Here is a 23,491-nt window from a genome sequence, read left to right as displayed (position 1 = left end):
GTTACACAAAATTGAAGTTTTATTTTGCTGCCAGCCAGGCAGTTAAATCTGCCATCACCGGAGCAAACTTCTCGTTAAGTGGCGCGCCACCTTGTGCCAAGTCAGGTTTACCACCACCTTTACCACCCAGCTCAGTTGCCAGATGTTTGATGATGTCACCCGCTTTTATAGATGCAGTAAAGTCTTTTGCTACAGATGCGATCAAGCTCACCTTGTCACCCTCTACACCTGCAAGCACAATGACTGCATTTTCTAATTTTGATTTCACACCGTCATGCAGGTTGCGTAGTGCTTTCGCATCCATATTTTCAACGGTTGTAATCAAGGTTACACGACCTGCAATGGTTTGAACTTGGCTTAGAAGTTCACCGGCTTGCAGGCTAGCAAGTTTCTGATTCAGTTGTTCGATCTGTTTTTGCAAGCCAGAGGCAGTATCAACTAACGCTTCAACTTTTTCTAAAGTCTGGTCTTTTTGCGCTTTGAGCAAACTGTTAATCGTATTGATGTCACGATCGGCTTTTTGTGCAACTTCAACTGCTTTGGTGCCTGTCACTGCTTCAATACGACGTATACCTGCTGCAACACCACCTTCAGAAGTGATCTTGAACAGACCGATGTCACCGGTACGTTTTACGTGAATACCACCGCAAAGCTCGATGGAGAAATTTTTCTCTTCAATCACTGACCCCATTGACAATACACGGACTTCGTCACCGTATTTTTCGCCGAACAGCATCATCGCGCCTTTGGCTTTGGCAGATTCAATATCCAGCAGTTCAGTAGAAACAGCCGTATTGGCAATCACTTCAGCATTGACCAGACGTTCAATTTCTTGCAGCTGTTCAAAGCTAACCGGTTGATCATTGGCAAAGTCAAAACGTAACACATCAGATGCGACCAATGAACCCTTTTGTTGTACATGTGAGCCCAGAATTTGACGCAGCGCAGCATGTAACAAGTGAGTCGCAGAGTGGTTGCGCGCAGTTGCTGCACGGATGTCTGCTTTCACAGTCGCTTCAACAGATTGAGATGCTTTTAAGCTACCCATGGTCACGATGCCTTGGTGTACAAATGCACCACCAGATTTCTTGGTGTCCTGAACTTCGAAAATCCCGGTATCGTTTTTGAAAATACCTGTATCACCGATTTGACCACCGCTTTCTGCATAGAAAGGAGTCTGGTTGAGTACGATTAAAGCTTCGTCGCCTTCAACGACTTCATCCACTTGTTCGCCATCTTTATAGATTGCGATGATTTGGCCTTCGCCTGCAGTTGCATCATAACCATCAAACTGAGTTTCGCCTTCAACTTTGACAACACTGTTGTAATCGATCGCGAATTTACCTGCATCACGCGCACGTTGACGCTGTGCTGCCATTTCAACTTCAAAGCCAGCTTCGTCAATGCTTAAGTCACGTTCACGTGCGATATCCGCAGTTAAGTCCGTCGGGAAACCGTAAGTGTCGTAAAGTTTGAAAACCACTTCACCCGGAATCACAGAACCTTTTAACTGTGCCAATTCGCCTTCAAGCAACTTCAAACCTTGCTCAAGTGTTTTGGCAAATTGTTCTTCTTCTTTGAGCAGTTGAGCTTCGATACGTGCTTGTTGTGCTGCAAGTTCTGGATATGCTTCGCCCATCACTTCAATAAGCGGCTGCAACATTTTATGGAAGAATGAACCGGTCGCACCCAGTTTGTTACCGTGACGCACTGCACGGCGGATGATACGACGCAGTACATAACCACGACCTTCATTTGAAGGATTAACACCATCAGCAATCAGGAATGAGCATGAACGTGCATGGTCAGCAACCACTTTAAGTGAAGCAGGGTATTGTACAGGTGTGCCTTTTTCAGCCGCTTCAGCTTCAAGTGCAGTAGTATCCAGACCAATGATCTCAGCCGCAGCTTTAAGTAAATGCTGGAATAAATCAATTTCGTAGTTTGAGTTGACATGCTGTAAAACTGCAGAAATACGCTCAAGACCCATACCAGTATCTACAGAAGGCGCTGGAAGCGGATGAAGTACGCCATCACTCGTGCGGTTAAACTGCATGAAAACGTTGTTCCAGATTTCAATGAAACGGTCGCCATCTTCTTCAGGTGTGCCAGGCAGGCCACCCCAGATGTGATCGCCATGGTCAAAGAAAATTTCAGAACATGGACCGCAAGGACCGGTGTCACCCATTGCCCAGAAGTTATCTGATGCGTATTGACCACCTTTGTTGTCACCAATACGGATAATGCGAGATACATCTAGGCCGATTTCTTTGTTCCAGATGTCGAATGCTTCGTCATCGGTATGATAAACAGTGGCATAAAGCTTATCTTTAGGTAGCGCTAGCCAGTCATCGCCCGTCAAAAAATCCCAGGCAAATTTGATCGCATCACGTTTGAAGTAATCACCAAATGAAAAGTTACCTAACATTTCAAAGAAGGTATGGTGACGCGCGGTATAACCGACATTATCCAAGTCGTTGTGTTTACCACCTGCGCGTACGCATTTTTGTGATGATACGGCACGGACATAATCGCGTTTTTCTAGACCTAAGAAGCAATCTTTAAACTGGTTCATACCCGCATTGGTGAACAGTAAAGTTGGATCATTGGCGGGTACTAGTGAACTCGACGCGACACGTGTATGCCCTTGCGATTCAAAGTAACGCAAAAATGCTTCACGAATTTCAGCTGATGTCATAAAACGAGTACTCACAACCAAGTCACTCCATAATTTCCGATTTGGCTAAAACACCACAGTCTGACAAGCACATGAGAGCTCTGCTGCAATGCGGGGCTTAAAAATTTAAAACGCCAAATTATAACGGAAAAAGCGGTATGCACCAATCATTTTAAAACCAATTGCCAAGGAATTATTGACTCGGGTTTAGTGCTGAATTCATAAAATGAATTTTCTATTCAGAACAATTCGGTTATATCCATCTATTTACACAGCATCAGAATTTTAAAAGATCTGAATACTGGGCGATGTATCAGAAATAAAATAATCGAAAATCAATATTTTCACTGAAGTTTTTCATGTACTGCGCAAGAAATCCTTTAACATAGAGGAGTTTTAAAATAGGCATATAAAAGGTTGAGTCATGCAACGAGTGGCAATCAATGGATTTGGGCGTATTGGACGTAATGTATTGCGTGCCTGGTTTGAAAATCCGAAAGATTTTAAATTTGAAATCGTTGCCATTAACGATATTGCTGATGTTGAAACCTTAATTCATCTGTTTAAATATGACTCAACCCATGGCCGTTTTCCGGGGCAGGTAGACGTCAGCTATGATGCCGAACATATTTATCTGCATCTCAACTATCAGGATGCCAGCTTAAAAGTTCAGGTTTTGTGTGAGGCCAACCCGGCGCAGCTTCCTTGGCAAAAACTTGAAATAGATGTGGTGCTGGAATGTACCGGGCTGTTCCGTTCCCGTGCAGCTGCGACCCAGCATATTGAGGCAGGGGCGAAACGGGTGATTATTGGCGCCGCACCTTTTGATACTGTAGATGCTGCGATTGTGTATGGTGTCAATCATCACGAAGTCAAAGCCACCGACCAGATCATTTCCAGTGTGTCCTGTACCACTCAGGCCTTAGTACCGCTGGTCAAAATTCTCGATGATGCTTTTGGCATCAGCAGTGCGTTAATGACCGAAATCCATGCGGTGACCGCAGATCAATCTGTGCTGGATCAGGCGCATCGTGATTTGCGTCGTGCACGGGCAGCAGGACACAATATTATTCCCACCACATCTAGTGCGCTGGGTGCATTAAAGCGGGTTATGCCAAAAATGGAAGATCGGATTGACGGTTATTCAATTCGGGTGCCGACCATTAATGTCGCAGCAATTGATCTGACCTTTGTTTCCCAGTCACCGATTACCGATCACAAACTGAATGAAGTGTTAATTAAGGCGGCGCGACAGGATTTTGCAGAAATCATGTCAGTAACGGATGAACCTTTGGTGTCGAGTGATTTTAATCATTCCCCTTATTCCTTGATCGTTGACCTGACCCAAACCCTAGTGGTGGGGCAACAGGCCAAGGTCTTTGCCTGGTATGACAATGAATGGGGTTATGCCAACCGCTTGCTGGATTTATGTGAATCTTTTCATTAAGTTTGACTTTGCTAAGCCTAAAAAGTGCCGATATACGGTGCTTTTTTTGCTTTAAACATTCTTGATATGCGTTGTTTTAATAGAATTTGCGCGTAATTGATCGAAAAGCAGCGTGAGTGCTTGAATTATTTGCATCATCTGCATGATTTTTCGTTAAGATAAAGCCAATAAAATGAAATAAGAGCAAGCATATGATGGTGGTTTGGGGATTTATTATACTGCTCACATTGGCAGTGATTTTTCTAATCTGGCTGCAGTTCAATCAGAATGATGGTTCAGGTGTCGTGGAGGGCGTGCCGGTAGAAGAGAAAGTCGCGCATCTGGAAGAAAATTTAAAAAAGACCCTGGAAATCATGCAGGATTTGGCTAAAAAAATGCATGTACAGCAGGAAGTGCTGGATCAGACTACAACCAAACTGCAGCAGGTCGAGTTGTAAAATGCAGAGCTGGTCAGCCTGCTCACCAAGGTCGTAGACCCACAGAAATAAACAGAATCCCTTTAGAAATCATATAAAGAATTCTGTTTGAGGGCTAGACAAGAAAAGTTCTTAAGACGGCTGCAGACACCATGCTGATGGCAACTGTGGGGAGCAAGCCAAAACGCGTAGCGGCAAACAGGGTTAAAGCCAAAGCGATCAGATCTGCAGGGTTGTCGCGTACAAAATACGGTGCGATGACTGAAATCAGGACACAGCCGGGCACAACGTCCATGATTTTACGCTGACGTTGTGTCAGCGTTTTATTTTTTAATAAGACATAGCCCAGAATCCGGGTCAGATAGGTGGTTGCCGCAATCAGCAGGATGGCCAGCAATGTACTCATCTCAATCATGCTTCCTCCTCACCAATCAAGAAAAAAGCAGACACAATGCCGGCTAGGGCACCTATCGGCACATACCAGCCAGCAGGCAAATATAAATAAGCCAGGGCAGCACAGATCAGGCTTACTAGCCATGGCCGGGCTGCACTCAAGCCTTTCCACATGCTTCGCATCAACACCAGAAATACAGCAGGAAAGGCCATATCAAAGCCCCAGCGGTTGATATCGCCTAAAACAGGTCCAAGCATCGCGCCCAGTGTGGTAAAACCGACCCACATCAGATAAAGACAGAAACATAAACCGGCATAGTAGGGCATGCTAAAAGCAGCCCGATAACCCTGCTGGGCCTGCTTTCTTTGCGCATCCGCCAGACTTAAGGCCCAGCTTTCATCAACCATAAAAAACAGGGCCGGCAATACTTTGCGATTCGGGAGATGTTTTAAATACGAAACTAGGCTTGCACCCATCAGCAAATGCCGGCTATTCACCAAAAAGGTAATAAACAGCAGCATGAACAAATTGGGTGGACTGGTCCAGACTTCCAAAATGGCAAATTCAGAACCGCCGGCAAAATTGAGTCCAGTCAGCAAAGGCACTTCCAGCACACTGAAATTTTTCTGAATCGCAGTCGCACCTAGCACCAAAGCAAAGGGAATAATTCCTAAAAGCATAGGAATAGAATCTTTCATGCCGCGCTGAAATTCGCTGAAATCTGTATGTGCGAGCGCGGGCGTGCTGCTTTGTCTGAGCAAAAGCATGTCAGTGACCTGAGGACTTAATATTGAGCCGTATTTTATAGCGATAATCAGGCTATTTGCTGTTGTAGTGCATGCAATTTAAATTTGATTTGGAATTAAATTGCGCTAAATTGGCTTCAAGGAGTTTTAAATACTAAAGTAACAAGATGGATCAAATTGATAAACGCATTTTGCATGAACTGCAAAAGAACGGAAAATTGCAAAATAATGAACTGGCACAATTAATTGGCTTGTCGCCGTCACCCTGTTTAAGACGGGTGAAACAGCTGGAAGATGATGGTGTGATTGAGCAGTATGTCGCGCTGCTGAATCCGCAAAAGGTCAATCTGGCAATGAGTGTATTTGCACGGGTTTGGCTTAAATCTCAAGAAGCTGCCGTGGTCGATCAATTTGTTGAAGCCATCAAGGAGATGCCGGAAGTGGTGGAATGCCAGTTAATGGCGGGGGATTGTGATTTCTTTTTAAGAATTGTAGTGGCCGATCTGGATGCCTATCGTAAATTTCAGATTCATCATTTGACTCAAATTCCCTGCATCCAAAGTGTAAAAACCGAAATTCCATTGCAAACGGTAAAAAGCACCACCGCATTGCCATTGGTCTAAAATGATTTTTTGTTTATAGCGCGTGCTGGTCATACACGATAAAACGCTGATAGTTGACGCAATTGTGGCTCATTGCATAAGAGAGTAAAAATTATAAAATTTTGCGATGCACAGCCAAAACTATCGTGTTAGACTAGGAGAAATCGGGTGTGCTCCCGATTTTTTTATGCGGATTCGTTCCGCGCTGACAAGAATTTAGGTTTACAACATGCCCATTTCAGAGACATGGTTATTACCTGATGGTGTAGCTGATGTATTACCAGAACAAGCGCAAGTCATTGAAAGTTTGCGCCGTAAATCACTGGATTTCCTTGCATCTCGAGGTTATCAGTTGGTGTACACGCCATTCATTGAATACATCGAATCTCTCTCTTCTCTCTCAGAATCGAATCAAGATTTAGACTTAGCCACTTTTAAAGTCATCGATCAGCTTTCTGGTCGTTTGCTTGGTGTGCGTGCCGATATGACACCACAAGTGGCGCGTATTGATGCACATGTACATCCAGTGGAAGGTGTGGCGCGTTACTGCTATGCAGGTACCGTTCTGCATACCAAACCACGCGGTTTTAATACCTCGCGTGCGCCTTTGCAGTTAGGCGCCGAACTGTTTGGTTCAGACAGCATCGATGCCGATGTAGAAATGGTCGATTTAATGATCAGTCTGATTCAGGAAACAGGTCTGGCAGACGGAATCCATCTGGACTTAGGTCATGTCGGCTTATTCCGCAGTCTGGTGGCTCAAGCAGGTTTGAACAAAGTTGCTGAACGTAAACTGTCTGATTTATACCAACGTAAGGCCTTGCCAGAGTTGGAAGAATTTACGGCAGAACTGAAATTTGGTCAGGACTTTTATGCACTGGGCCGCTATGCCAGCGATCTGGACGCATTACAGGCAAATTTAAGTGCTGAAGTGTTGGCGAATCCAGCCTTCAAGCAAGCTTTTGATGCCTTACAAATTACCAAAGATCAAGTTCAAGCCCGTTGGCCAAACTTGAGTATTGGTATTGATGTGGTTGAATTACGTTCATACCATTATCATACTGGCCTGATGTATGCGGTCTATGCACCGAACCGTGCAGCTGCACTGGCACAAGGCGGCCGTTATGATGGCATTGGTGAACATTTTGGTCGTGCGCGTCCGGCAACCGGTTTCTCTTGTGACTTATATGCTTTAAGCGCAGGTCAGTTTGACGCAGTACAGGTTGTGGTTGCACCTAAAGGCACTGATGCAGAACTTCTGAATGCGATTCAGAACATTCGTGCACAAGGCTTAAGTGTAATTCAGTTACTGGGTAATGATGATTTAAACTCGATTCCATATGCGACGCACCAGCTGGTGAATGCGAATGGTGAGTGGACAGTCAAAACGATTTAACTGCTTGGCTCAGTGTTCATGTCGCTGAGCGGGGCTTTCAACTTTAACAGCATGATGTAATGAGGCTATTATGGGCAAGAATGTTGTGGTACTTGGTACCCAATGGGGCGACGAAGGTAAAGGTAAAATCGTCGACCTGCTCACAGATCAAGCGGCAGCGGTAGTTCGTTATCAAGGCGGACATAACGCAGGTCACACTCTTGTGGTTGGTGGTAAGAAAACTGTCTTACACCTCATTCCATCAGGTATTTTACGTGAAAACGTATTGTGCTTAATTGGTAACGGTGTTGTTCTTTCTCCTGAAGCGCTCATCAAAGAGATGGATATTCTTGAAAAAGAAGGCGTTCCTGTTAAAGAACGTTTACGCATTTCTCCAAACTGTCCATTGATTCTTCCGAACCACATCGCACTTGATCAGGCGCGTGAGAAAAAACGTGGTAATGCGAAGATTGGTACGACAGGTCGTGGTATCGGTCCTGCATACGAAGACAAAGTAGCGCGTCGCGCAGTACGTGTTGCTGACCTGGTACGTGGTGGTGAACATCTTACTGCTCAGTTAACTGAACTTCTGGACTACCATAACTTCCAGCTGACTGAATACTACGGTGTTGAAGCAGTTAAACTGGAAGATGTGCTGGCGCTTTGCGACGAATGGCGTAAAGTTGTTGCTCCACTGGTTGTGGATGTGACCACTGAATTGCATAACTACCGTAAAAACGGTGACAACATCATGTTCGAAGGCGCGCAAGGTTCACTTCTTGACGTTGACCACGGTACATATCCGTATGTAACTTCTTCGAATACAACTGCTGGTGGCGTAAGCTCTGGTTCAGGCCTGGGTCCTTTGCATCTTGACTATGTACTGGGTATTACTAAAGCGTACACAACGCGTGTAGGTGCAGGTCCATTCCCAACTGAGTTGGTGTATGACGCTGCAAATGACACGGGTGATGCAATTGGTAAACACCTGGGTACCATTGGTAATGAGTTTGGTGCGTCTACTGGCCGTCAACGTCGTTGTGGCTGGTTCGATGCTGAAATTCTACGCCGTTCAGTTGACGTAAACTCACTTTCTGGTATTTGCCTGACTAAACTTGACGTTCTTGACGGTTTGGAAGAAGTGAAAATTTGTGTGGGTTATGAAGCTGCAGATTCTGGTTGTGTCGGTTCTTCTGATGCGCTTGCATTCGAAACTTTAAAACCGATTTACGAAACTATGCCAGGCTGGTCTGAGTCAACTTTCGGTGCGAAATCACTGGATCAGTTGCCAGAAGCTGCATTGAACTATGTAAAACGTCTTGAGCAATTGATTGAATGTCCAATCGACATCATTTCAACAGGTCCAGACCGTGAAGAAACCATTGTTCTTCGTCACCCGTTTGATGCTTAATCTTCATTTGATTAAAGCTTGAATGATAAAAACCCATCTCCGGATGGGTTTTTTTATATCCTGAATTTATGCAGCTATTTCAAGACTAAAGTTGCATCGGTAATACTACGTGATGTGCTTTAACATAGCGGTATATAAAGAAAGAAAAATGAGCAGCAGGATGCAAAAAAATATATCGGCGACTATGTTTTATTCATTGTTATTCGCGATGGGCGGGGCGCCAACAATTGCCATGATGATTATTCGCGCGCAAACCCAAAATCCTGAGGTGATTTATGCGGCGCTGATTGGTCTGAGTGTCATTATCGCCTGTATATTAGTGCCTATTATTTTATTGCAAAACGCCTATTTATTTTTTAAACGTAAAGATGAAATTCTGGAACAAAAAATAAAACCCTTAAGTCAGGTTTATCTGGGCTTGAACATTATCTGTCTGATTTATTGGCTGGCGATACAGTACTTGGCTTAAAAATTACAGAATTTATAAGAAGATGGAGTAATTAAGCGTTTAGCTCCTGTATGCTTTCACTTATAATTTTTACAATGTAAATTAAGCTTGGGCTAAGGTAGAGTTGATTATAATGAAGAATAAATTTTTATTGGGTATGGCGGCTGCCGCAGTCGTGACATTGTCGGGTTGTACCACTATTGCGGATATTGCCGGGGCTGATTCTGCGACCTTAAATGCATCTGCGACACAAAGCTATAATGCTATGGTGACTGATGCCAGAAATAAAGGTCAACTGGACACCAGTTCAGCGACCTATAAACGTATTAATACCGTATTTAACCGTTTAAAGCCGATTGCGAACCAAATGAACCAGACTGGTACAGCATTCCAGTGGCAATTGGCTGTGCTCAAGTCCGATCAGGTTAATGCCTTTGTTGCACCGGGTGGTAAAGTGGTATTTTATACCGGTATTGTGAATAAGCTGAATCTGACCGATGCTGAAATTGCAGCAATTATGGGTCATGAAATGGTACATGCCTTAGAAGAGCATTCTAAGCAGAAAATTGGTGCCCAGGCGCTCACCGACCTGGCTTTAGGCATTGGTCTGAATGCAGCTGGTGTGGGCCAGGGTGGCGCAGCAGCAGCGCAATTAGGAAGTCAGATCGGGATTGGCCTGCCATACTCGCGTAATCTGGAAAGCCGTGCTGACCAGGGTGGCTTGATGCTGATGGCACGTGCAGGTTATAACCCGAATGCAGCGATTACCTTGTGGGAAAAAATGAACAAACTCGGTGGCAGCAATGGCGCAACCTTCCTGTCTACGCATCCATCGAACAGCCAGCGTATTGGACAAATGCGTCAACAGTTACCAGCAGCCATGCAGATTTATAATCAACGCAAATAATCCAGCGATTATTCTCTAAAGGGATCTCTTGATCGGATTGAAACAGCAGGGCCATGGTCCTGCTTTTTTATTCTCCATTTTAAAATGAATATTTTGGCGGCAATAAAAAAGGCAAAGTTTTCACTTTGCCTTTTTTACACTCGATCAGAAGATCTTAGTGCTGGTGACCACCTGCACCGTGTACATGACCGTGATCTAATTCTTCTTGAGAAGCTTCACGAATCGATACAATTTCAACTTCGAAAGTCAGGTCTTGACCAGCAAGCGGGAAGTTCGCATCTACAACAACATTGTCGCCTTCAACTGCTTTAACAGTTACGATTTGCACGCCGTCATCAGTTTGAGCTTGGAACTGCATACCTGCTTGAATGTTGTCTACGCCTTGGAACATTTGCGCAGGAACTTCTTGTACGAGGTCAGGGTTATATTCGCCATAACCTTCAGCAGCAGGAACATTAACAGTGAATTTTTCACCCACAGTTTTGCCTTCTAACGCGTTTTCTAAACCTGGGATGATGTTACCTGCACCGTGCAAATAGGCAAGTGGTTCACCTTGAGATTGGTCGAGAGTTTCACCCTCTGCGTTAGTCAATGTGTAGTGGAAAGAAACCACGAGGTTATTTGCAATAGCAGTCATGTGAATTGATCCATTCAATTTTTTAAGGGTACATCATAAAGTGAAATTGCATTTTTGTAGACTAAAATTAGCAAAAAAACGCAATTTGACAATTTTATTGACGATTTTTTCATTGATTGGGCCAAATTCTGGAATTTCAATGCAATTTCAGCTTTGGAGAGATTTTTCGTGTAACTAAATCTTTTGCAGTCAAAATACCGGCATGGGCATAACCATGAATGGTCACCTGATGAATCCGGTATAAAGAGACATACATTGTTTTGGCGACAAAGCCTTGCACATTGACCTGACCCAGCAATTCCCCCACAGCTTTATTCTGACTTAAGGAAATCAGGGAGCCCTTGTCAGAAAATTTAAACATCGGCAAATAGCTATCTCCATTGACATGGGCTTTTAAAGCATTGGCCAGAAAGCTGGCTTGCTGGCTGGCCACTTGAGCACGCGGCCCTAATACCGGTTGATCTGCCGCAGGCTGGCAATGCGCACAATCACCAAATGCAAAAATACTTGGATCAGATTTGGTTTGCAGCGTGGCATAAACTTTGAGCCGATGAATATGGTCTTTTTCTATATCGTCGAGTTGTGCCAAGACTTCCGGTGCTTTGATCCCTGCAGCCCAGACTTTGATTTCAGCATCCAGACTGGAACCATCGGCAAAATAAATCTTGTCTTCATCGACCTTGACCACTCGATGACTGGTCAAGACTTCAATACCGAACTGTTCTAACTGTTTCATGGTATTTGCAGCAACTTTAGGCGAGAGTGCAGTCAGAATACGATCCGCGGCTTCAATCAAGGTGATTTTGACTTTGTTGGGATCGACCTTGTTTAAGCCATATTGAAAGAAATTCTGTTTGGCTTCTACCAGCTCCGCTGCCAGTTCTACCCCAGTCGCACCGGCACCAATAATAGCAATATTCAGCTCACGGCTTGAAGTCTCATGTTGAGCATTTAAATACAGGTGCAGCAGATCCTGCTGAAAGATATCTGCCTGCTGACGGCTGTCGAGAAAATGACAGAACTGTTTGACCCCTTCGGTATTAAAGTCATTTGAGGTTGAACCTAAAGCCAGTACCAGTGTGTCATAGCCAATACGCTGATTTTTCTTGGGCTCACTTTTTTTAGAGAAATATTCTGTTTCGACGATGATCTGTTTCGCTTCGCGATCCAGACCGGTGAATGTCCCCAAAACAAATTCATAATGATGCGCGGCAGAATGGGCAAAATAATTGGTTTCTTGCTGATGTGGATTTAAGGTACCTGCGGCGACTTCATGTAGCAGCGGTTTCCAGAGATGTGTCAGTTTTTGATCAATCAAAATAATCTGGGCTTTGCCGTTTTTACCCAGGCTATCACCCAATTGTGTCGCCAGTTCCAGACCACCAGCGCCACCACCCACAATCACGATTTTATGTACTGTCATGCGTTCTTAACCTGTTTATTTTTTTAATAAAAATAAGAGAAATAGAGAGAAAATATACTATGGCATGTGCTAAATCGCGTCTTGATTAAAATTGTTATACACATTACAAAACGTAGCAATTCTGTGAGAGCGGGTAATAATTGCTGCGTTTCGGGCAGGGTGCCTCATTTGGGATAGATCATGAATCAGCTAGAAGGCTACATCAGCGCTTCTAGCTTAAAGAATTACTTGATATTGAGAGGATTATTGATCTAGAGGATACAGTTTTACGCCGGGTGTTGAGTCTGAAAAGAAACTGAATAAACCTTGCAGCCAGCTAAAGAACTTCTGCAACGGGTTGGCTTCTTCAATTTCGACATGATCTTCAATTTGAATGGTGCGAATTAACTGATTATTTTGATAAATCTGAATCGTGGCCAAAGGCATCATGCTGGCTAAAGGCGCAATGAGTTCAGATGCCTTCATTTCAACATTGATATGGGTCTGGGTTTCCTGAAGTGGCTCGATACTTTTTAAAGCGCCATCACCTGTATTTAGCATGACGCGCTGATGGGCCTGATCAAACTGATTCAGGTCAATGCTATAGCTCTGATCATAAAGCGAGGTAGTAATAATCTGCGGCTGCTTGGTTTGCACTTTAAACATTTTTAAAGTGGATTTAATCACAGGCAACTCAGCCAACAGTTGCTGATCTTTGATCGCGACTTCATTGCGGGTATAGGTATAAGCCAGATTCATCAGTTTATGCGATATCTCAGCGCGCTTTGTGGCGCTTTTAGTGCCTAGCACTACCACAATCAGACGGCGCTTCGGCATTTCAAAGTCTGCTGTAACACGATTGGCTGTCAGCGCCAGGTTATAACCGGCCGCACGGGTAAAACCGGTTTTTAAACCATCTACGCTTGGGTCGACCTGAAGTACACGGTTGGTGGCACGATGGAAATGCTGGTTATAAGTGAAACTTGGCTGTTTGGAATAATACAGATAATCCGGGGTTTCATTCACCACCGCCATAGAGAGTCGGGCCAAATCGGCAGCAGTCGAATAATGCTCGGGCATGGTAATGCCGGCCGGATTCTGGAAATTGCTATGCTGCATGCCCAGTGCTTTGGCTTCCTGATTCATCCGCTCTACAAACTGGGGAACACTCCCCGAGATTTTCTCAGCCAGCGTCAACGCTGCATCATTGGCAGACATGATAATCAAACCCGCCAGAAGCTGATCGACTGTAATCAGATCACCTTCTTTCAGATACATCTGTGACTCATCCCACATGACATTTTTAACCACAGATGTGGCAGTTAAAACTTCATTTTTATCTAATTTTCCGGCCTCAATTTCCTTTAAGGCAATATAAGCCACCATCATTTTGGTCAGCGAAGCCGGCGCACGTTGCACATCGGCATTGTGTTCTGCAATGACTTGACCAGACTGTGAATCCAGAATAGTCCAGGCTTCAGCTTCAACGCTTTCAGGCAGAATATTGAGTAAGGCAGCATGTGAAAATGCAGAAATAAATAAGCTGAATACCGCAATCAGTGAGATGATGTATTTCAAGGATGTTCCTTAATAACCCGTCGGGCGTTGAACGATTAAATTTTCAGGCATGCTATGCCTTTTTTATACAGATAGCTAGTCGTAAATGTAGACAAATAAGACAGCTAAACCATCTTGGCTTAAAAAATGCTAAGCTAAGCTATACCTCATTTATTTTCATTTTATATCGCCCATTATGTTGCATTATCAAATCGAATTTGACGATTATCGTCAGCACCTTATTCACGTGACTGTTCGCTTTCTGGCAGACCCGACGCAGATCTTATCATTACCGACCTGGATTCCGGGAAGTTATTTGATTCGAGAGTTTTCCAAACACATTGAGGCGGTCAAAGCTTATGATGAAGATGGACGTCAACTGCAAATCCAGAAATTTGAAAAGAACAAATGGCGTTTATTCAGTACCGATCATGAGCTGATTACGGTTGAATATGATGTCTATGCCTACGACCTGTCTGTTCGTGGTGCATATGTGGATCAAAACCGTCTCTATGTCAACCCGGCCTGTGCATGCTTGGGGCTAGAAGGTCAGGAAAATAAAGAGATTGAATTAGAAATCTTCCTGCCAGATGAGTTAAAGCATTTCCAACTGGCAACCGGCATGCAATCCAAAAGTCTGGTCAAGGGCCGTTTCACCCTGAAAGCCAAAAACTATGCTGAATTGATTGATGCACCGTTTGAACTGGCAGAGCAAACCCGTTTCAGTTTTGAAGCGAATGGTATTCCGCATGAGTTTGTGGTGTCCGGCAAGCATGCGATGAATGCAGCACGTATGCAGCAGGACATTGAGAAAATCTGTAGCACAGAAATCTCCATGTTCGGTTCAGCGCCATTTGCTGACTATACTTTTATGACCATGGCAACCGGAAATAGTTATGGTGGTCTGGAACATCCAAACTCGACCAGCCTGATTTCACCGCGCGATGACTTGCCGAAGGCCAATGAGCCTGAAGAACCTTCCAAAGATTATCAGCGTTTCCTCGGCCTATGTAGCCATGAATATTTCCATTCTTGGTTGGTGAAATTTATTCGCCCTGAAAATTTTGTCAATTATGATTTGAACCGTGAAGGCTATACGTCTTTGCTGTGGATCTTTGAAGGCTTCACTTCTTATTATGATGATTTGATTTTGCTACGCAGTGGCGTGATTAATCAGGAATCATATATCAGCTTGTTAAAAGCGCAGATTGATCGTTACTTGCAGAATCCAGGTCGTGCGATTCAGTCGGTGTCTGAATCCAGTTTTGATGCCTGGGTGAAATTCTACCGTCAGGATGAAAATTCGAATAATGCCGGCACCAGCTATTACAACAAAGGTTGTTTGGTTGCATTGTGCCTAGACTTAGGTTTGCGTTTACGCGGTTCAAGTCTGGATGCCTTGATGCGCCGTTTGTATGAAAATGCACAAAAGGGTGTTCAGGTACATGAGCGGACGATCTTTGAATTATGCAAAGAGCTGACCGGTGATGATTGGTCAGAGCAGATTAATCACTTGATTAATACCACAGATGAATTGCCACTGGATCAGTTATTGCCTGAGTTTGGTATCGGTTATAACCTGAAAAATGACAAGTCATTGCCTTTTGGTTTAAAACTGGTAGATAAGCCGGAAGGTGTACTGGTTCAGTCGGCGCGTCGTGATAGTACTGCTGTAGTAGCTGGCCTTTCTGCCAATGATGTGATTATTGCCGTTGATGGTTTAAAAGCAATGACGAAGTTAATGGAAAGTTATGCAAAACAGGAAGGTGTTTATACCATGCATGCTTTCCGTCGCGATGAGCTAATGAGTTTTGACGTTCAGGCAGGTGGTTCTGAACTGACCGAAGTTGAACTGAAAATTGAAGATCAGACTAAAGCTGAAAAGTGGTTGAAAGCTTAATTAAATTTCAAACTTTAAAAACCGATGCTTAGGCATCGGTTTTTTATTGCATCAAGTTTTGAAAATTATCTGATGATCAGTCGAGACGTACCGCGGAACTCTGCCACAATTTGATCATGCTGATTTATCACCTGAATATCGTAAATTCCGCTACGGCCACTGCTGGCCCTATGTTCTGCTACAGCAGTCAATGTATCGCCAAGAACTCCTGATTTTAAATAATGAATTCCACAATGCTGACCAACAGCCGGATGTTCACCTGTATTACAGGCAATGGCAAATGCCGCATCTGCAAGCGCGAAAATCACTGCGCCGTTACAGGTCTTGTGACCCTGTAAATGTTGTTCAGTGACTTTCAGCGAAATTTTTGCGTGATTGTGACTATAAGCAACAAGGTGTGCACCAAGATGCTGGATTAATCGATCCTGATTAAACATCTGGTTGACTTGCTGATCCATTGCAAAGCTCCTTGTTTGAGATACGTTTTATTTTTAAATTCATTTAATATGAGTTATGAATAGCATTCCAGCACAAGAATAACAAGTAAAAGAATAAGGCCCAATAAGATGGGCCTTAAGTGAAAGAGCTTAGTTACCGCGATAAGTCGAATAACCATAAGAGCTCAATAACAGTGGAATATGATAATGTTCTAAAGCGCCATCAATCATAAAGACCACCGGTACTTCAGGGAAGAATGTCCGCTGATTATTGGCCTTAAACCAGTCACCCGTTTTAAAGGTCACTTTATAAATACCCTTTTGCAGATTGGTATCTTTTGGATATAGCTCTTTAATACGGCCATTCTGATCTGTTTTAGCTTCATTGAGCTTGACCCATTTCTCACCTTGCTGTGCTTCCAAAGTAACTGCAATATTTGCGGAAGGTAAACCTGTTTCCTGATTCAGAACATGCACACTAAGTGGATTCTGTGCAAAGGAAAGCGTGGCTGCGGTGCTTGCAAAGGTTGCTAGCAGGATTTTTTTCATGTTGTATTCCTCAGTAGATGGATGAAGTAATATTGAATAAAAGAAACCAATAAGACTTATTTAAATAGATTAAAGCTGTTTTAAAGTGCTTTGAATGCCGCTATTGGCACATTGATGATCCTGTTCCGAACCGCCTGCACCCGCAACACCTACAGCACCTAAAATATGATTCTGGTACATAACAGGTACACCGCCGCCCAGTAACAGCAGTTCAGGCAAACTATTCAGGTTCTGTGCGTCCGGATTGTTCTGGGCATTGCGCATAAAATCCAGCGTACTGGTTTTCGTTGAATACGCGGTAAAGGCCTTGCGTTCTGCTGCGATCAGGTTGTGAATGCCGACAGATTCATGGCGTTGACTAGCCAGCAGATTACCACCCTGATCCAGAACCACGACTGCTGCGGGCTTGGCCTGTTTCTGGCAGGCCAACATGACATTGCTGGCCATAAGCTTTGCTGCTTCTAGCGACATGACTGGTGCTGTTTTTAATTCTGCATGTGCCAGTGAGCTGAGTAGTAATGAGCTGCTGAACAAGGCTAGGGTTGTTTTGGCGATTGAATTTTTCATACTTGTCATTCATGCAATTGAATACTGTTGCTATTGTAGAAAGAAATACGCCAGTGCAGCATGACAATCAGATTACCAATTTGTAATCTAGGCATAGCTAAAAACAGCTAAACTACTGACATGCATATTTTAATTGTAGAAGATGAAGTCAAGATTGCTGAATATCTGGCAAAAGGACTGAGTGAGTCAGGTTATAGCACGGCCATTGCTGAAAATGGCGTGTTGGCATTGGCCTGTTTGCAGCAACAGTCATTTGATCTGGTACTGCTGGATGTAATGCTGCCAGATCTGGACGGCTGGCAGGTGCTGAAAACCTTGCGAACTTTTAGCCAGATTCCGGTATTGATGCTCACTGCACGCGATCATGTGCTGGATCGGGTGAAAGGCCTGGAGCTTGGCGCCGATGATTATCTGACCAAACCTTTTTCCTATATTGAGTTACTGGCCCGGATCAAAAGTCTGTTGCGCCGTGTGCCGCGACTGGAGCAGGAGGCCTATCAGGTTGCAGGTCTGGTATTGAACCGCCTAAAGCATGAAGTATATCGTAATGAACAAAAGATCGAATTAAGCCAGAAAGAATTTGCGCTGTTGCAACTGTTGATGGAGCATCAGGGGCAGGTGATGACCCGGAGCCAGATTGCCTCCATGGTCTGGAATATCAATTTTAATACCGATACCAATGTGGTGGATGTGGCCATTCGCAGGCTGCGGAGCAAAATTGATGATCATTACACGCCAAAACTGATTCATACCGTACGCGGTATGGGTTATAAACTTGATGAATACCCATGAACAATCCTATCTTATTACCGCTGGCAACACGCTTGAGTATTGCGTTTGCATTGGTGTCCTGCGTGGTTTTTTTGAGTGTGGCGTTACTGTCTTATCAAAATATGCAACAGATGATTCAGGCTCAGCAGGATCAGGCACTGGCTGCACGTATTTCCCGAATTGAAATATTTCTTGAAGATGCCCAGAGTTTCGAGCTTTTGGTTCAGCATCCCAAATTATATGAAAACATGCTGGGGCAAGAAGATAATCTACTGCTGCTGCAACATCAGAATAATCGCTTGATTGAAATCAATCCTTTGCAGATTCATATTCCGGCATTGCACTATACCTCTGCCTTACAGTTTCAGAATAATCAGGCTGAACAGCCTTCGACACGACTGGCTTTTAAACAGGTGCAGTTTGATGGTCGCAGTTATCAACTGGTGGCTGGTAAGCAGCTGGCAGAGGGACAAAGGATACTGGCAAACTATTTATCAAAACTGGTGCTCTATAGTCTGCTTGGCATACTGCTCTCGACCTTGATGGCCTGGCTGGCAGGACGCTATATTCTCAAGTCCATGCGCCAGTTGATGCTGGCTACAGCACAGGTCAATATTCAGCAGCCCAATCAGCACATCGATGTTCAGAGTAATACGCTTGAGGTTCAAGAGCTGCGTCAGGCCATGAACGATATGCTCGCTAATATTCAGGCTGCGTATCAGCAGCTGGCACGTTTTTCTGAGGATATTTCACACGAACTTCGCACCCCATTAAACAATTTAATCGGGCAGACACAGATTCTGTTATCGCGGTCGCGCGAACCTGCTGAACTGGAAAATCTGCTCTATTCCAACTTGGAAGAATACGAACGCCTGAGCCAGATGATTGAAAGTATGCTGTTTATCGCCCGGGTAGAACATGGCGGATATGCGATTGAAAAACAGCATTTCAATCTAAATGACATGCTGCAAGAATTGCTTGAGTACTTCAGCTTTCTGGCCGAAGAGAAGCAGATGCATTTAAAAGTGGATGTTCCGCCAGATTTAAGTCTGACAGCCAGCACCGTATTGTTACAGCGCGCAGTCGCCAATCTGATCAGCAATGCCATTACTTATGGTCAGCCTGGGAGTGAGATTATTGTATCTGCACAGCGACTCAACCACAGGATTAAAATATCAGTGTTGACGCCAGAAGTCTGGATTGCAGAGCAGCACCATCCGCATTTATTTGAGCGTTTTTATCAGATCGATGACAGCCGGCACGAAAAAGCCCAGACGGGTGGTCTGGGCCTTGCCATTGTACAGTCGATCATGCAGCTCCATCAGGGGCAGACAACTGTAGAAAATACACCGTCTGGCGTGATCTTTAGCCTGTCCCTACCTGATGAGCAGACTGGGTTTTAACCACGACCGCGTCCGCGACCACGAGGTGCTTTGGTATTTGGACGAGTTGTACCATTGGTACGACGTTTCGGCTTTTCGCTTTCGTCCATTTGCCAGATACGTTTGGTACCTGATTTTTTCACTGAACCATCTTTGTTCTTGCGAACCATTGGCTTACCACCCGTACCACCCGGTTTTTTCACATAAGAACGTGAACGGTATGGCTCTTCAGCAGGAACATTCTGGAAATCTGGATAAAGTAAAGGTTCAATTTCTTTGGTTTCACCCGGTTTAATATCCATACGTACAAGGTCAATATCACCAATTTTAGTACGGATTAAACGCAGTGTAGGGAAGCCCACCGCAGAGGTCATACGACGAACCTGACGGTTACGGCCTTCACAAATTGAAATCTCAACCCAAGACGTTGGGACAGATGCACGGAAACGTACAGGAGGATTACGCTCCCACAACCATTCCGGTTCAGATACTTTTTCAGCTTTGGCTGGAAGGGTCATGCCATCTTTAAGTTCCACACCTTTACGAAGCTGCTCAAGTGCTTCTTCGGTGACATCACCATCAACCTGCACCATATAGGTTTTAAACTTTTTATTGGCAGGATTGGTGATGTACTGGTTCAGACCACCGTGATCTGTTAAAAAAACCAGACCTTCTGAGTCCATGTCCAGACGACCAGCAAGACGTAAATCTTTGTCGTCGATGAAATCAGCCATGGTTTGGTGTTTTTCATCTGGGCGGAATTGGGAGAGGACGTCATAGGGTTTGTTTAAAATGACGATTTTCATAGGAAATAACTTCTATAATTACATAAACTTAAAAAATGTAGAGGCTTATTTTAAAGGGAAATTTGGTTATTTCCCGTATAAATCTCAAAAACAACGAATCTGGATTAGAATATTATGCGTTAAGAACAGTTGAAAGTATTGCCTAATTGGCAATTATTTTTAGGTTTGTCAGTAGCATTCGGAAAAATATGAAGAATAGAATATCAAAAGATCGTAGTACCTGCGGATGGTGCCAAATTACCGTTAATGCAAACCTGTCCCTCAACCTAGCAAATAATCCAATTGTCCCATGTATCAAAGGGAATGAAATTGGTGCTGATATTACACCAACGATGCAGGCTGTGGTAGATGTTGCAGTTTAAAAGCATAGAGTAGTAAGCCCTCAAATGCTTGGATCAGATAGATATCGAATCTGTCAGAAGTAAAAAAGGTTATCAAGTTAATCAAAGAGAAAAAATGGACATGATTAGAATCGCCTTGAACTAAATTGTGCGTTAAAAATAAACTATTAGAAAGAAGTCCTGACCTGATCATAAAGAAGCTTTTAGCTATAAAAATAGCCAAAGAGCGAATATTCACGCAGTCTTGCGCTGGAGGTCAAGCGCAAGACTGCGAGCTTTTTTTGAATTTGATCATCCTACTATTACAGATATACTTAACTCATTAAAGCCTGATTATCCTAATTAAAACCTATATTAATCGCAGGTTTCTCAGGGGGATTAAATTTTCTTAAATTCTGATTGATAAACGCCCAAAAGTTAAAATGAGTATCAAGCTGCAACTTTGCGTAAAGATTGTAGTGAGCCAGAACAGGATTTGTTCTGAGTTGAATCACTTAGCCAACCTATTATTACATTGACGCATTTGGATACAGCTCGATGATTGGCATATTTTCCAAAAACGTTAGAGTGATCAATGGAACTTCCAGTGATAGAGACGTTTCTCCGAAGGAGTACATAATATGGCCAAATCTAAAGCGAAACATAAGCAGGTCCAACAAAAGGACAAGCAGGACAGCGCTCAGACTGAAGAGCAACAACAGCAACAGCAACAACCAGCTAAACCCTCCCGTGCAAAAAAACGTAAGTAATTCCTAGCTACCTTCCATAACAACGCCCTTACATAAGGGCGTTGTTATATCATTGATTTTATAAAAATATCATTCAAAAAATTACAAGATTACGACTTTAAATTGTGCTGTTCTGCTTAAGATAAAAACCATCTTTCTAAAATAAATGCGAATAATATTGGTGAAATTTTTTCGGATTTTAAGCTTAATTTTATCTGTATGCTTTGTCTTGACCGCCTGTCAGCCACCACCTTCAGGTGAAGCAGCAGGATGGAAAAGTCCTTATCTTTATTGGCAACTGAAAAAGACTCAATTAGAAGCACCGTTACAGATTCCGGTCGAAGGTATTACAGTCCGTAAAATTAATGATACGTGGGGAGCCGCGCGCAGTGCAGGCCGTAAACATGAAGGGACAGATATTTTTGCTCAGCGTGGCACACCTGTCTTAAGTGCCACCCAAGGGATTGTACGTAAAATTGGCACCAATAATCTGGGCGGGAAAGTTATCTGGGTGACAGGGCCTGATATGAGTCAGCATTACTATGCGCATCTGAATGATTATGCTGAGCATATTCAGGAAGGCGACTGGGTGGAAGCGGGCGAAGTGATTGCCTATGTCGGCAATACTGGAAATGCCAAAAATACTCCGCCACATCTACATTACGGGATTTATCTGAGCGGGCAAGGGGCGACCAATCCATATCCTTATTTCGTGCCTTCTCCTTGAGCAGAAACTGGATGGGGTTGTGTTTCAGGAGTGAATCTGGCAGGACGGGTACACCAGAATAATTGCAATGTTCCTAATAAAAGAACAAATGCAGCTAATATGAACTGTTGATGATAGCTCAAACCAAAATATTGCAACGCACTAAAACTGAGTCCGCCAATCAGCTGAACAGAGGCGAAACACAAGGTGGCAATGCTCCAGAGTTTTTTATACGCAAGCCCATACAGTTGCAAAATGGTATAAGAGGTCAGGAAGACCACAGCAGGGTTTAGCATGCCGGTCAAAAAGGAAGAGCTCAACGTGAGCAATGCTTGGCCCTCTAGAGTCGCAATAAAAATAGCCACAATATAAAGACTATAAAGAATTTTCAGGGCAGCAAAATTACCGAATTTTCTGGCCAGTGTATAAGCACTGAAGGCGCCTAAAGCACTACCAAATCCATAAAGAATCCAGTTGAAGTTAATCCAGAACAAGCTCAATTCCAACTGCTGGCTTAAATAATCAATCCAGAAGAGCGAATGCGGTATATAGGCAAAGGCGCTACACGCGTAGACAGCCAGTAAGCTATAAAAGACGCTATTCAAAGATATCTTGGAGGTAGTCGAAGGTGCTTGTACGGACAAATAAGGCTTAAATTTTTGGATAAGTCCACTTAAACATAGACAAATGAGCAGGGCAAAGCCACATAAGATCAGCCAGGCAGTCTGTATGGAAATCTGATCCAGATAAGGCAGAAACAGGGTTACAATTAATACACCTAATCCGATTCCGCTAAAACCGATAAAGTTGATTTTAAGACGATCCTGAAGTTCACAGCACTGCGCAACTACACTTGGCGATAAGATCATCATCAGCCCGCCGCTGATTCCTGAAATCACGCGCCAGACGATATACCAAACTTCAGAGAAACCAGAAAATGCACAGCACATCAGACTGAACATACCGGCAAAAGCTGAAATTTGAATATACCTGCTCATACTGCGGTCTTGAGGCAGACGCATGGCGGTATAGGCACCAATTAAATAGCCCAGTAAATTGGCACTGCCCAAAAGCCCGGCAAAATCTGTACTCCAGCCAAAGGCTTCTCGTGTACCCGGTAACAGCGCAGTATAAGAGAAACGAAGAATGCCAATCCCCAAGCACATACTAAGGCAGAGAAACAGGCTGAGTTTAATTGTGTGTGAGGACATCCGTGTGCTCATAAAGTTTTATATTTGGTTAAAAAATAACATGAATCTTCGTGATTAAGGAGAAATCACTTGAT

Annotated in this window: 23 protein-coding genes and 1 pseudogene; 13 read left to right on the top strand and 11 right to left on the bottom strand. The window is 43.7% G+C overall.

The features are described 5' to 3' along the window. Positions 1-19: 19 nt before the first annotated feature. Positions 20-2,713 carry an alanine--tRNA ligase gene (alaS, locus tag FTV30_RS07110; RefSeq protein ID WP_180001315.1) on the bottom strand — a complete coding sequence of 898 codons (2,694 nt, stop codon included), beginning with the start codon at positions 2,711-2,713 and terminating at the stop codon, positions 20-22. Between the two features lie 388 nt (positions 2,714-3,101). Between alaS and gap the strand changes: the two genes are divergently transcribed. After that, entirely contained in the window at positions 3,102-4,124 is a 1,023-nt protein-coding gene (gene gap, locus FTV30_RS07105) for a type I glyceraldehyde-3-phosphate dehydrogenase (RefSeq protein ID WP_180001314.1), read from the top strand. 191 nt (positions 4,125-4,315) lie between these two features. Beyond that, positions 4,316-4,561: a hypothetical protein gene (locus FTV30_RS07100; protein WP_180001313.1), complete on the top strand. Its 246-nt coding sequence runs from the start codon at positions 4,316-4,318 to the stop codon at positions 4,559-4,561. Positions 4,562-4,655: 94 nt separating this feature from the next. Here the strand turns inward: FTV30_RS07100 and FTV30_RS07095 are convergent, their stop codons facing one another. Both FTV30_RS07095 and FTV30_RS07090 read right to left on the bottom strand, forming a co-directional pair. Beyond that, positions 4,656-4,955: an AzlD family protein gene (locus FTV30_RS07095; protein WP_005170250.1), complete on the bottom strand. Its 300-nt coding sequence runs from the start codon at positions 4,953-4,955 to the stop codon at positions 4,656-4,658. Beyond that, on the bottom strand, positions 4,952-5,701 hold the full coding sequence (locus FTV30_RS07090; protein ID WP_180001312.1) for an AzlC family ABC transporter permease: 750 nt from the start codon (positions 5,699-5,701) through the stop codon (positions 4,952-4,954). Before FTV30_RS07090 ends, FTV30_RS07095 begins: the two co-directional genes overlap by 4 nt. A 146-nt stretch (positions 5,702-5,847) precedes the next feature. Between FTV30_RS07090 and FTV30_RS07085 the strand changes: the two genes are divergently transcribed. The 5 genes from FTV30_RS07085 to FTV30_RS07065 all read left to right on the top strand — a co-directional run bounded on the left by FTV30_RS07085 (position 5,848) and on the right by FTV30_RS07065 (position 10,423). Continuing rightward, a complete protein-coding gene (locus FTV30_RS07085; protein ID WP_004645552.1) occupies positions 5,848-6,303 on the top strand; it encodes an Lrp/AsnC family transcriptional regulator in 456 nt (151 codons plus the stop codon). A gap of 208 nt (positions 6,304-6,511) precedes the next feature. Next, positions 6,512-7,678 (top strand): ATP phosphoribosyltransferase regulatory subunit, encoded by a 1,167-nt coding sequence (locus tag FTV30_RS07080; RefSeq protein WP_180001311.1) that lies wholly within the window; start codon positions 6,512-6,514, stop codon positions 7,676-7,678. Positions 7,679-7,748: 70 nt separating this feature from the next. After that, a complete protein-coding gene (locus FTV30_RS07075; RefSeq protein ID WP_004278963.1) occupies positions 7,749-9,068 on the top strand; it encodes an adenylosuccinate synthase in 1,320 nt (439 codons plus the stop codon). 160 nt (positions 9,069-9,228) lie between these two features. Next, the gene (locus tag FTV30_RS07070; RefSeq protein ID WP_100355850.1) at positions 9,229-9,537 is read left to right on the top strand and encodes a hypothetical protein; all 309 of its coding nucleotides are present in this window, start codon (positions 9,229-9,231) and stop codon (positions 9,535-9,537) included. A 112-nt stretch (positions 9,538-9,649) separates the two neighbouring features. After that, positions 9,650-10,423, top strand: a complete 774-nt coding sequence (locus tag FTV30_RS07065) for a M48 family metallopeptidase (RefSeq protein ID WP_180001310.1) — start codon at positions 9,650-9,652, stop codon at positions 10,421-10,423. 154 nt (positions 10,424-10,577) lie between these two features. Here the strand turns inward: FTV30_RS07065 and slyD are convergent, their stop codons facing one another. The 3 genes from slyD to FTV30_RS07050 all read right to left on the bottom strand — a co-directional run bounded on the left by slyD (position 10,578) and on the right by FTV30_RS07050 (position 14,040). Next, on the bottom strand, positions 10,578-11,060 hold the full coding sequence (slyD, locus tag FTV30_RS07060; RefSeq protein WP_005097432.1) for a peptidylprolyl isomerase: 483 nt from the start codon (positions 11,058-11,060) through the stop codon (positions 10,578-10,580). Positions 11,061-11,196: 136 nt separating this feature from the next. Continuing rightward, positions 11,197-12,483: an NAD(P)/FAD-dependent oxidoreductase gene (locus tag FTV30_RS07055; RefSeq protein WP_180001309.1), complete on the bottom strand. Its 1,287-nt coding sequence runs from the start codon at positions 12,481-12,483 to the stop codon at positions 11,197-11,199. Positions 12,484-12,726: 243 nt separating this feature from the next. Continuing rightward, the gene (locus tag FTV30_RS07050; RefSeq protein WP_005170266.1) at positions 12,727-14,040 is read right to left on the bottom strand and encodes a D-alanyl-D-alanine carboxypeptidase PBP6B; all 1,314 of its coding nucleotides are present in this window, start codon (positions 14,038-14,040) and stop codon (positions 12,727-12,729) included. Between the two features lie 175 nt (positions 14,041-14,215). Between FTV30_RS07050 and FTV30_RS07045 the strand changes: the two genes are divergently transcribed. Further along, a complete protein-coding gene (locus FTV30_RS07045; protein WP_180001308.1) occupies positions 14,216-15,919 on the top strand; it encodes a M61 family metallopeptidase in 1,704 nt (567 codons plus the stop codon). A gap of 65 nt (positions 15,920-15,984) precedes the next feature. On the opposite strand, the gene paaI is transcribed toward FTV30_RS07045, so the two are convergent. The 3 genes from paaI to FTV30_RS07030 all read right to left on the bottom strand — a co-directional run bounded on the left by paaI (position 15,985) and on the right by FTV30_RS07030 (position 17,472). Then, positions 15,985-16,377 carry a hydroxyphenylacetyl-CoA thioesterase PaaI gene (gene paaI / locus FTV30_RS07040; protein ID WP_074383292.1) on the bottom strand — a complete coding sequence of 131 codons (393 nt, stop codon included), beginning with the start codon at positions 16,375-16,377 and terminating at the stop codon, positions 15,985-15,987. A gap of 129 nt (positions 16,378-16,506) precedes the next feature. Further along, the gene (gene uraH / locus FTV30_RS07035; protein ID WP_180001307.1) at positions 16,507-16,905 is read right to left on the bottom strand and encodes a hydroxyisourate hydrolase; all 399 of its coding nucleotides are present in this window, start codon (positions 16,903-16,905) and stop codon (positions 16,507-16,509) included. A gap of 69 nt (positions 16,906-16,974) precedes the next feature. Next, entirely contained in the window at positions 16,975-17,472 is a 498-nt protein-coding gene (locus tag FTV30_RS07030; protein ID WP_100355845.1) for a heme-binding protein, read from the bottom strand. A 120-nt stretch (positions 17,473-17,592) separates the two neighbouring features. Between FTV30_RS07030 and FTV30_RS07025 the strand changes: the two genes are divergently transcribed. Both FTV30_RS07025 and FTV30_RS07020 read left to right on the top strand, forming a co-directional pair. Continuing rightward, positions 17,593-18,264 (top strand): heavy metal response regulator transcription factor, encoded by a 672-nt coding sequence (locus FTV30_RS07025; RefSeq protein WP_005097421.1) that lies wholly within the window; start codon positions 17,593-17,595, stop codon positions 18,262-18,264. After that, the gene (locus FTV30_RS07020; RefSeq protein ID WP_180001306.1) at positions 18,261-19,646 is read left to right on the top strand and encodes a heavy metal sensor histidine kinase; all 1,386 of its coding nucleotides are present in this window, start codon (positions 18,261-18,263) and stop codon (positions 19,644-19,646) included. Before FTV30_RS07025 ends, FTV30_RS07020 begins: the two co-directional genes overlap by 4 nt. Here the strand turns inward: FTV30_RS07020 and FTV30_RS07015 are convergent. Then, the gene (locus tag FTV30_RS07015; RefSeq protein ID WP_005170277.1) at positions 19,643-20,431 is read right to left on the bottom strand and encodes an rRNA large subunit pseudouridine synthase E; all 789 of its coding nucleotides are present in this window, start codon (positions 20,429-20,431) and stop codon (positions 19,643-19,645) included. The genes FTV30_RS07020 and FTV30_RS07015 overlap by 4 nt on opposite strands. Before the next feature lie 195 nt (positions 20,432-20,626). Here FTV30_RS07015 and FTV30_RS16270 point away from each other — a divergent pair. The 3 genes and pseudogenes from FTV30_RS16270 to FTV30_RS07010 form a co-directional block, all read left to right on the top strand. Further along, positions 20,627-20,790 (top strand): annotated as a pseudogene (locus FTV30_RS16270) (NADP-dependent isocitrate dehydrogenase); the annotation flags it as partial. 602 nt (positions 20,791-21,392) lie between these two features. Continuing rightward, positions 21,393-21,521, top strand: a complete 129-nt coding sequence (locus FTV30_RS16265; RefSeq protein WP_005097413.1) for a hypothetical protein — start codon at positions 21,393-21,395, stop codon at positions 21,519-21,521. 145 nt (positions 21,522-21,666) lie between these two features. Then, positions 21,667-22,227 (top strand): M23 family metallopeptidase, encoded by a 561-nt coding sequence (locus FTV30_RS07010; RefSeq protein ID WP_180001305.1) that lies wholly within the window; start codon positions 21,667-21,669, stop codon positions 22,225-22,227. On the opposite strand, the gene FTV30_RS07005 is transcribed toward FTV30_RS07010, so the two are convergent. Beyond that, positions 22,206-23,417, bottom strand: a complete 1,212-nt coding sequence (locus FTV30_RS07005) for a YbfB/YjiJ family MFS transporter (protein WP_180001304.1) — start codon at positions 23,415-23,417, stop codon at positions 22,206-22,208. The two genes, FTV30_RS07010 and FTV30_RS07005, sit on opposite strands and share 22 nt — an antisense overlap. Positions 23,418-23,491 lie beyond the last annotated feature (74 nt).

It is taken from the genome of Acinetobacter sp. YH12255, from assembly GCF_013417355.1.
Taxonomy (GTDB): domain Bacteria; phylum Pseudomonadota; class Gammaproteobacteria; order Pseudomonadales; family Moraxellaceae; genus Acinetobacter; species Acinetobacter pseudolwoffii.
This window is presented reverse-complemented; position numbering and strand designations above follow the sequence as displayed.

What these genes read in the sequence shown, in the direction of transcription:
- uraH (WP_180001307.1), bottom strand. Translation starts at nt 16,905, where the DNA reads ATGAAAAAAATCCTGCTAGCAACCTTTGCAAGCACCGCAGCCACGCTT.
- FTV30_RS07095 (WP_005170250.1), bottom strand. Translation starts at nt 4,955, where the DNA reads ATGATTGAGATGAGTACATTGCTGGCCATCCTGCTGATTGCGGCAACC.
- FTV30_RS07025 (WP_005097421.1), top strand. Translation starts at nt 17,593, where the DNA reads ATGCATATTTTAATTGTAGAAGATGAAGTCAAGATTGCTGAATATCTG.
- FTV30_RS07045 (WP_180001308.1), top strand. Translation starts at nt 14,216, where the DNA reads ATGTTGCATTATCAAATCGAATTTGACGATTATCGTCAGCACCTTATT.
- FTV30_RS07065 (WP_180001310.1), top strand. Translation starts at nt 9,650, where the DNA reads ATGAAGAATAAATTTTTATTGGGTATGGCGGCTGCCGCAGTCGTGACA.
- FTV30_RS07005 (WP_180001304.1), bottom strand. Translation starts at nt 23,417, where the DNA reads ATGTCCTCACACACAATTAAACTCAGCCTGTTTCTCTGCCTTAGTATG.
- FTV30_RS07085 (WP_004645552.1), top strand. Translation starts at nt 5,848, where the DNA reads ATGGATCAAATTGATAAACGCATTTTGCATGAACTGCAAAAGAACGGA.
- FTV30_RS07090 (WP_180001312.1), bottom strand. Translation starts at nt 5,701, where the DNA reads ATGCTTTTGCTCAGACAAAGCAGCACGCCCGCGCTCGCACATACAGAT.
- gap (WP_180001314.1), top strand. Translation starts at nt 3,102, where the DNA reads ATGCAACGAGTGGCAATCAATGGATTTGGGCGTATTGGACGTAATGTA.
- FTV30_RS07030 (WP_100355845.1), bottom strand. Translation starts at nt 17,472, where the DNA reads ATGAAAAATTCAATCGCCAAAACAACCCTAGCCTTGTTCAGCAGCTCA.
- FTV30_RS07075 (WP_004278963.1), top strand. Translation starts at nt 7,749, where the DNA reads ATGGGCAAGAATGTTGTGGTACTTGGTACCCAATGGGGCGACGAAGGT.
- FTV30_RS07100 (WP_180001313.1), top strand. Translation starts at nt 4,316, where the DNA reads ATGATGGTGGTTTGGGGATTTATTATACTGCTCACATTGGCAGTGATT.
- FTV30_RS07015 (WP_005170277.1), bottom strand. Translation starts at nt 20,431, where the DNA reads ATGAAAATCGTCATTTTAAACAAACCCTATGACGTCCTCTCCCAATTC.
- paaI (WP_074383292.1), bottom strand. Translation starts at nt 16,377, where the DNA reads ATGGATCAGCAAGTCAACCAGATGTTTAATCAGGATCGATTAATCCAG.
- FTV30_RS07055 (WP_180001309.1), bottom strand. Translation starts at nt 12,483, where the DNA reads ATGACAGTACATAAAATCGTGATTGTGGGTGGTGGCGCTGGTGGTCTG.
- FTV30_RS07070 (WP_100355850.1), top strand. Translation starts at nt 9,229, where the DNA reads ATGCAAAAAAATATATCGGCGACTATGTTTTATTCATTGTTATTCGCG.
- slyD (WP_005097432.1), bottom strand. Translation starts at nt 11,060, where the DNA reads ATGACTGCTATTGCAAATAACCTCGTGGTTTCTTTCCACTACACATTG.
- FTV30_RS07010 (WP_180001305.1), top strand. Translation starts at nt 21,667, where the DNA reads ATGCGAATAATATTGGTGAAATTTTTTCGGATTTTAAGCTTAATTTTA.
- FTV30_RS16265 (WP_005097413.1), top strand. Translation starts at nt 21,393, where the DNA reads ATGGCCAAATCTAAAGCGAAACATAAGCAGGTCCAACAAAAGGACAAG.
- FTV30_RS07080 (WP_180001311.1), top strand. Translation starts at nt 6,512, where the DNA reads ATGCCCATTTCAGAGACATGGTTATTACCTGATGGTGTAGCTGATGTA.
- FTV30_RS07020 (WP_180001306.1), top strand. Translation starts at nt 18,261, where the DNA reads ATGAACAATCCTATCTTATTACCGCTGGCAACACGCTTGAGTATTGCG.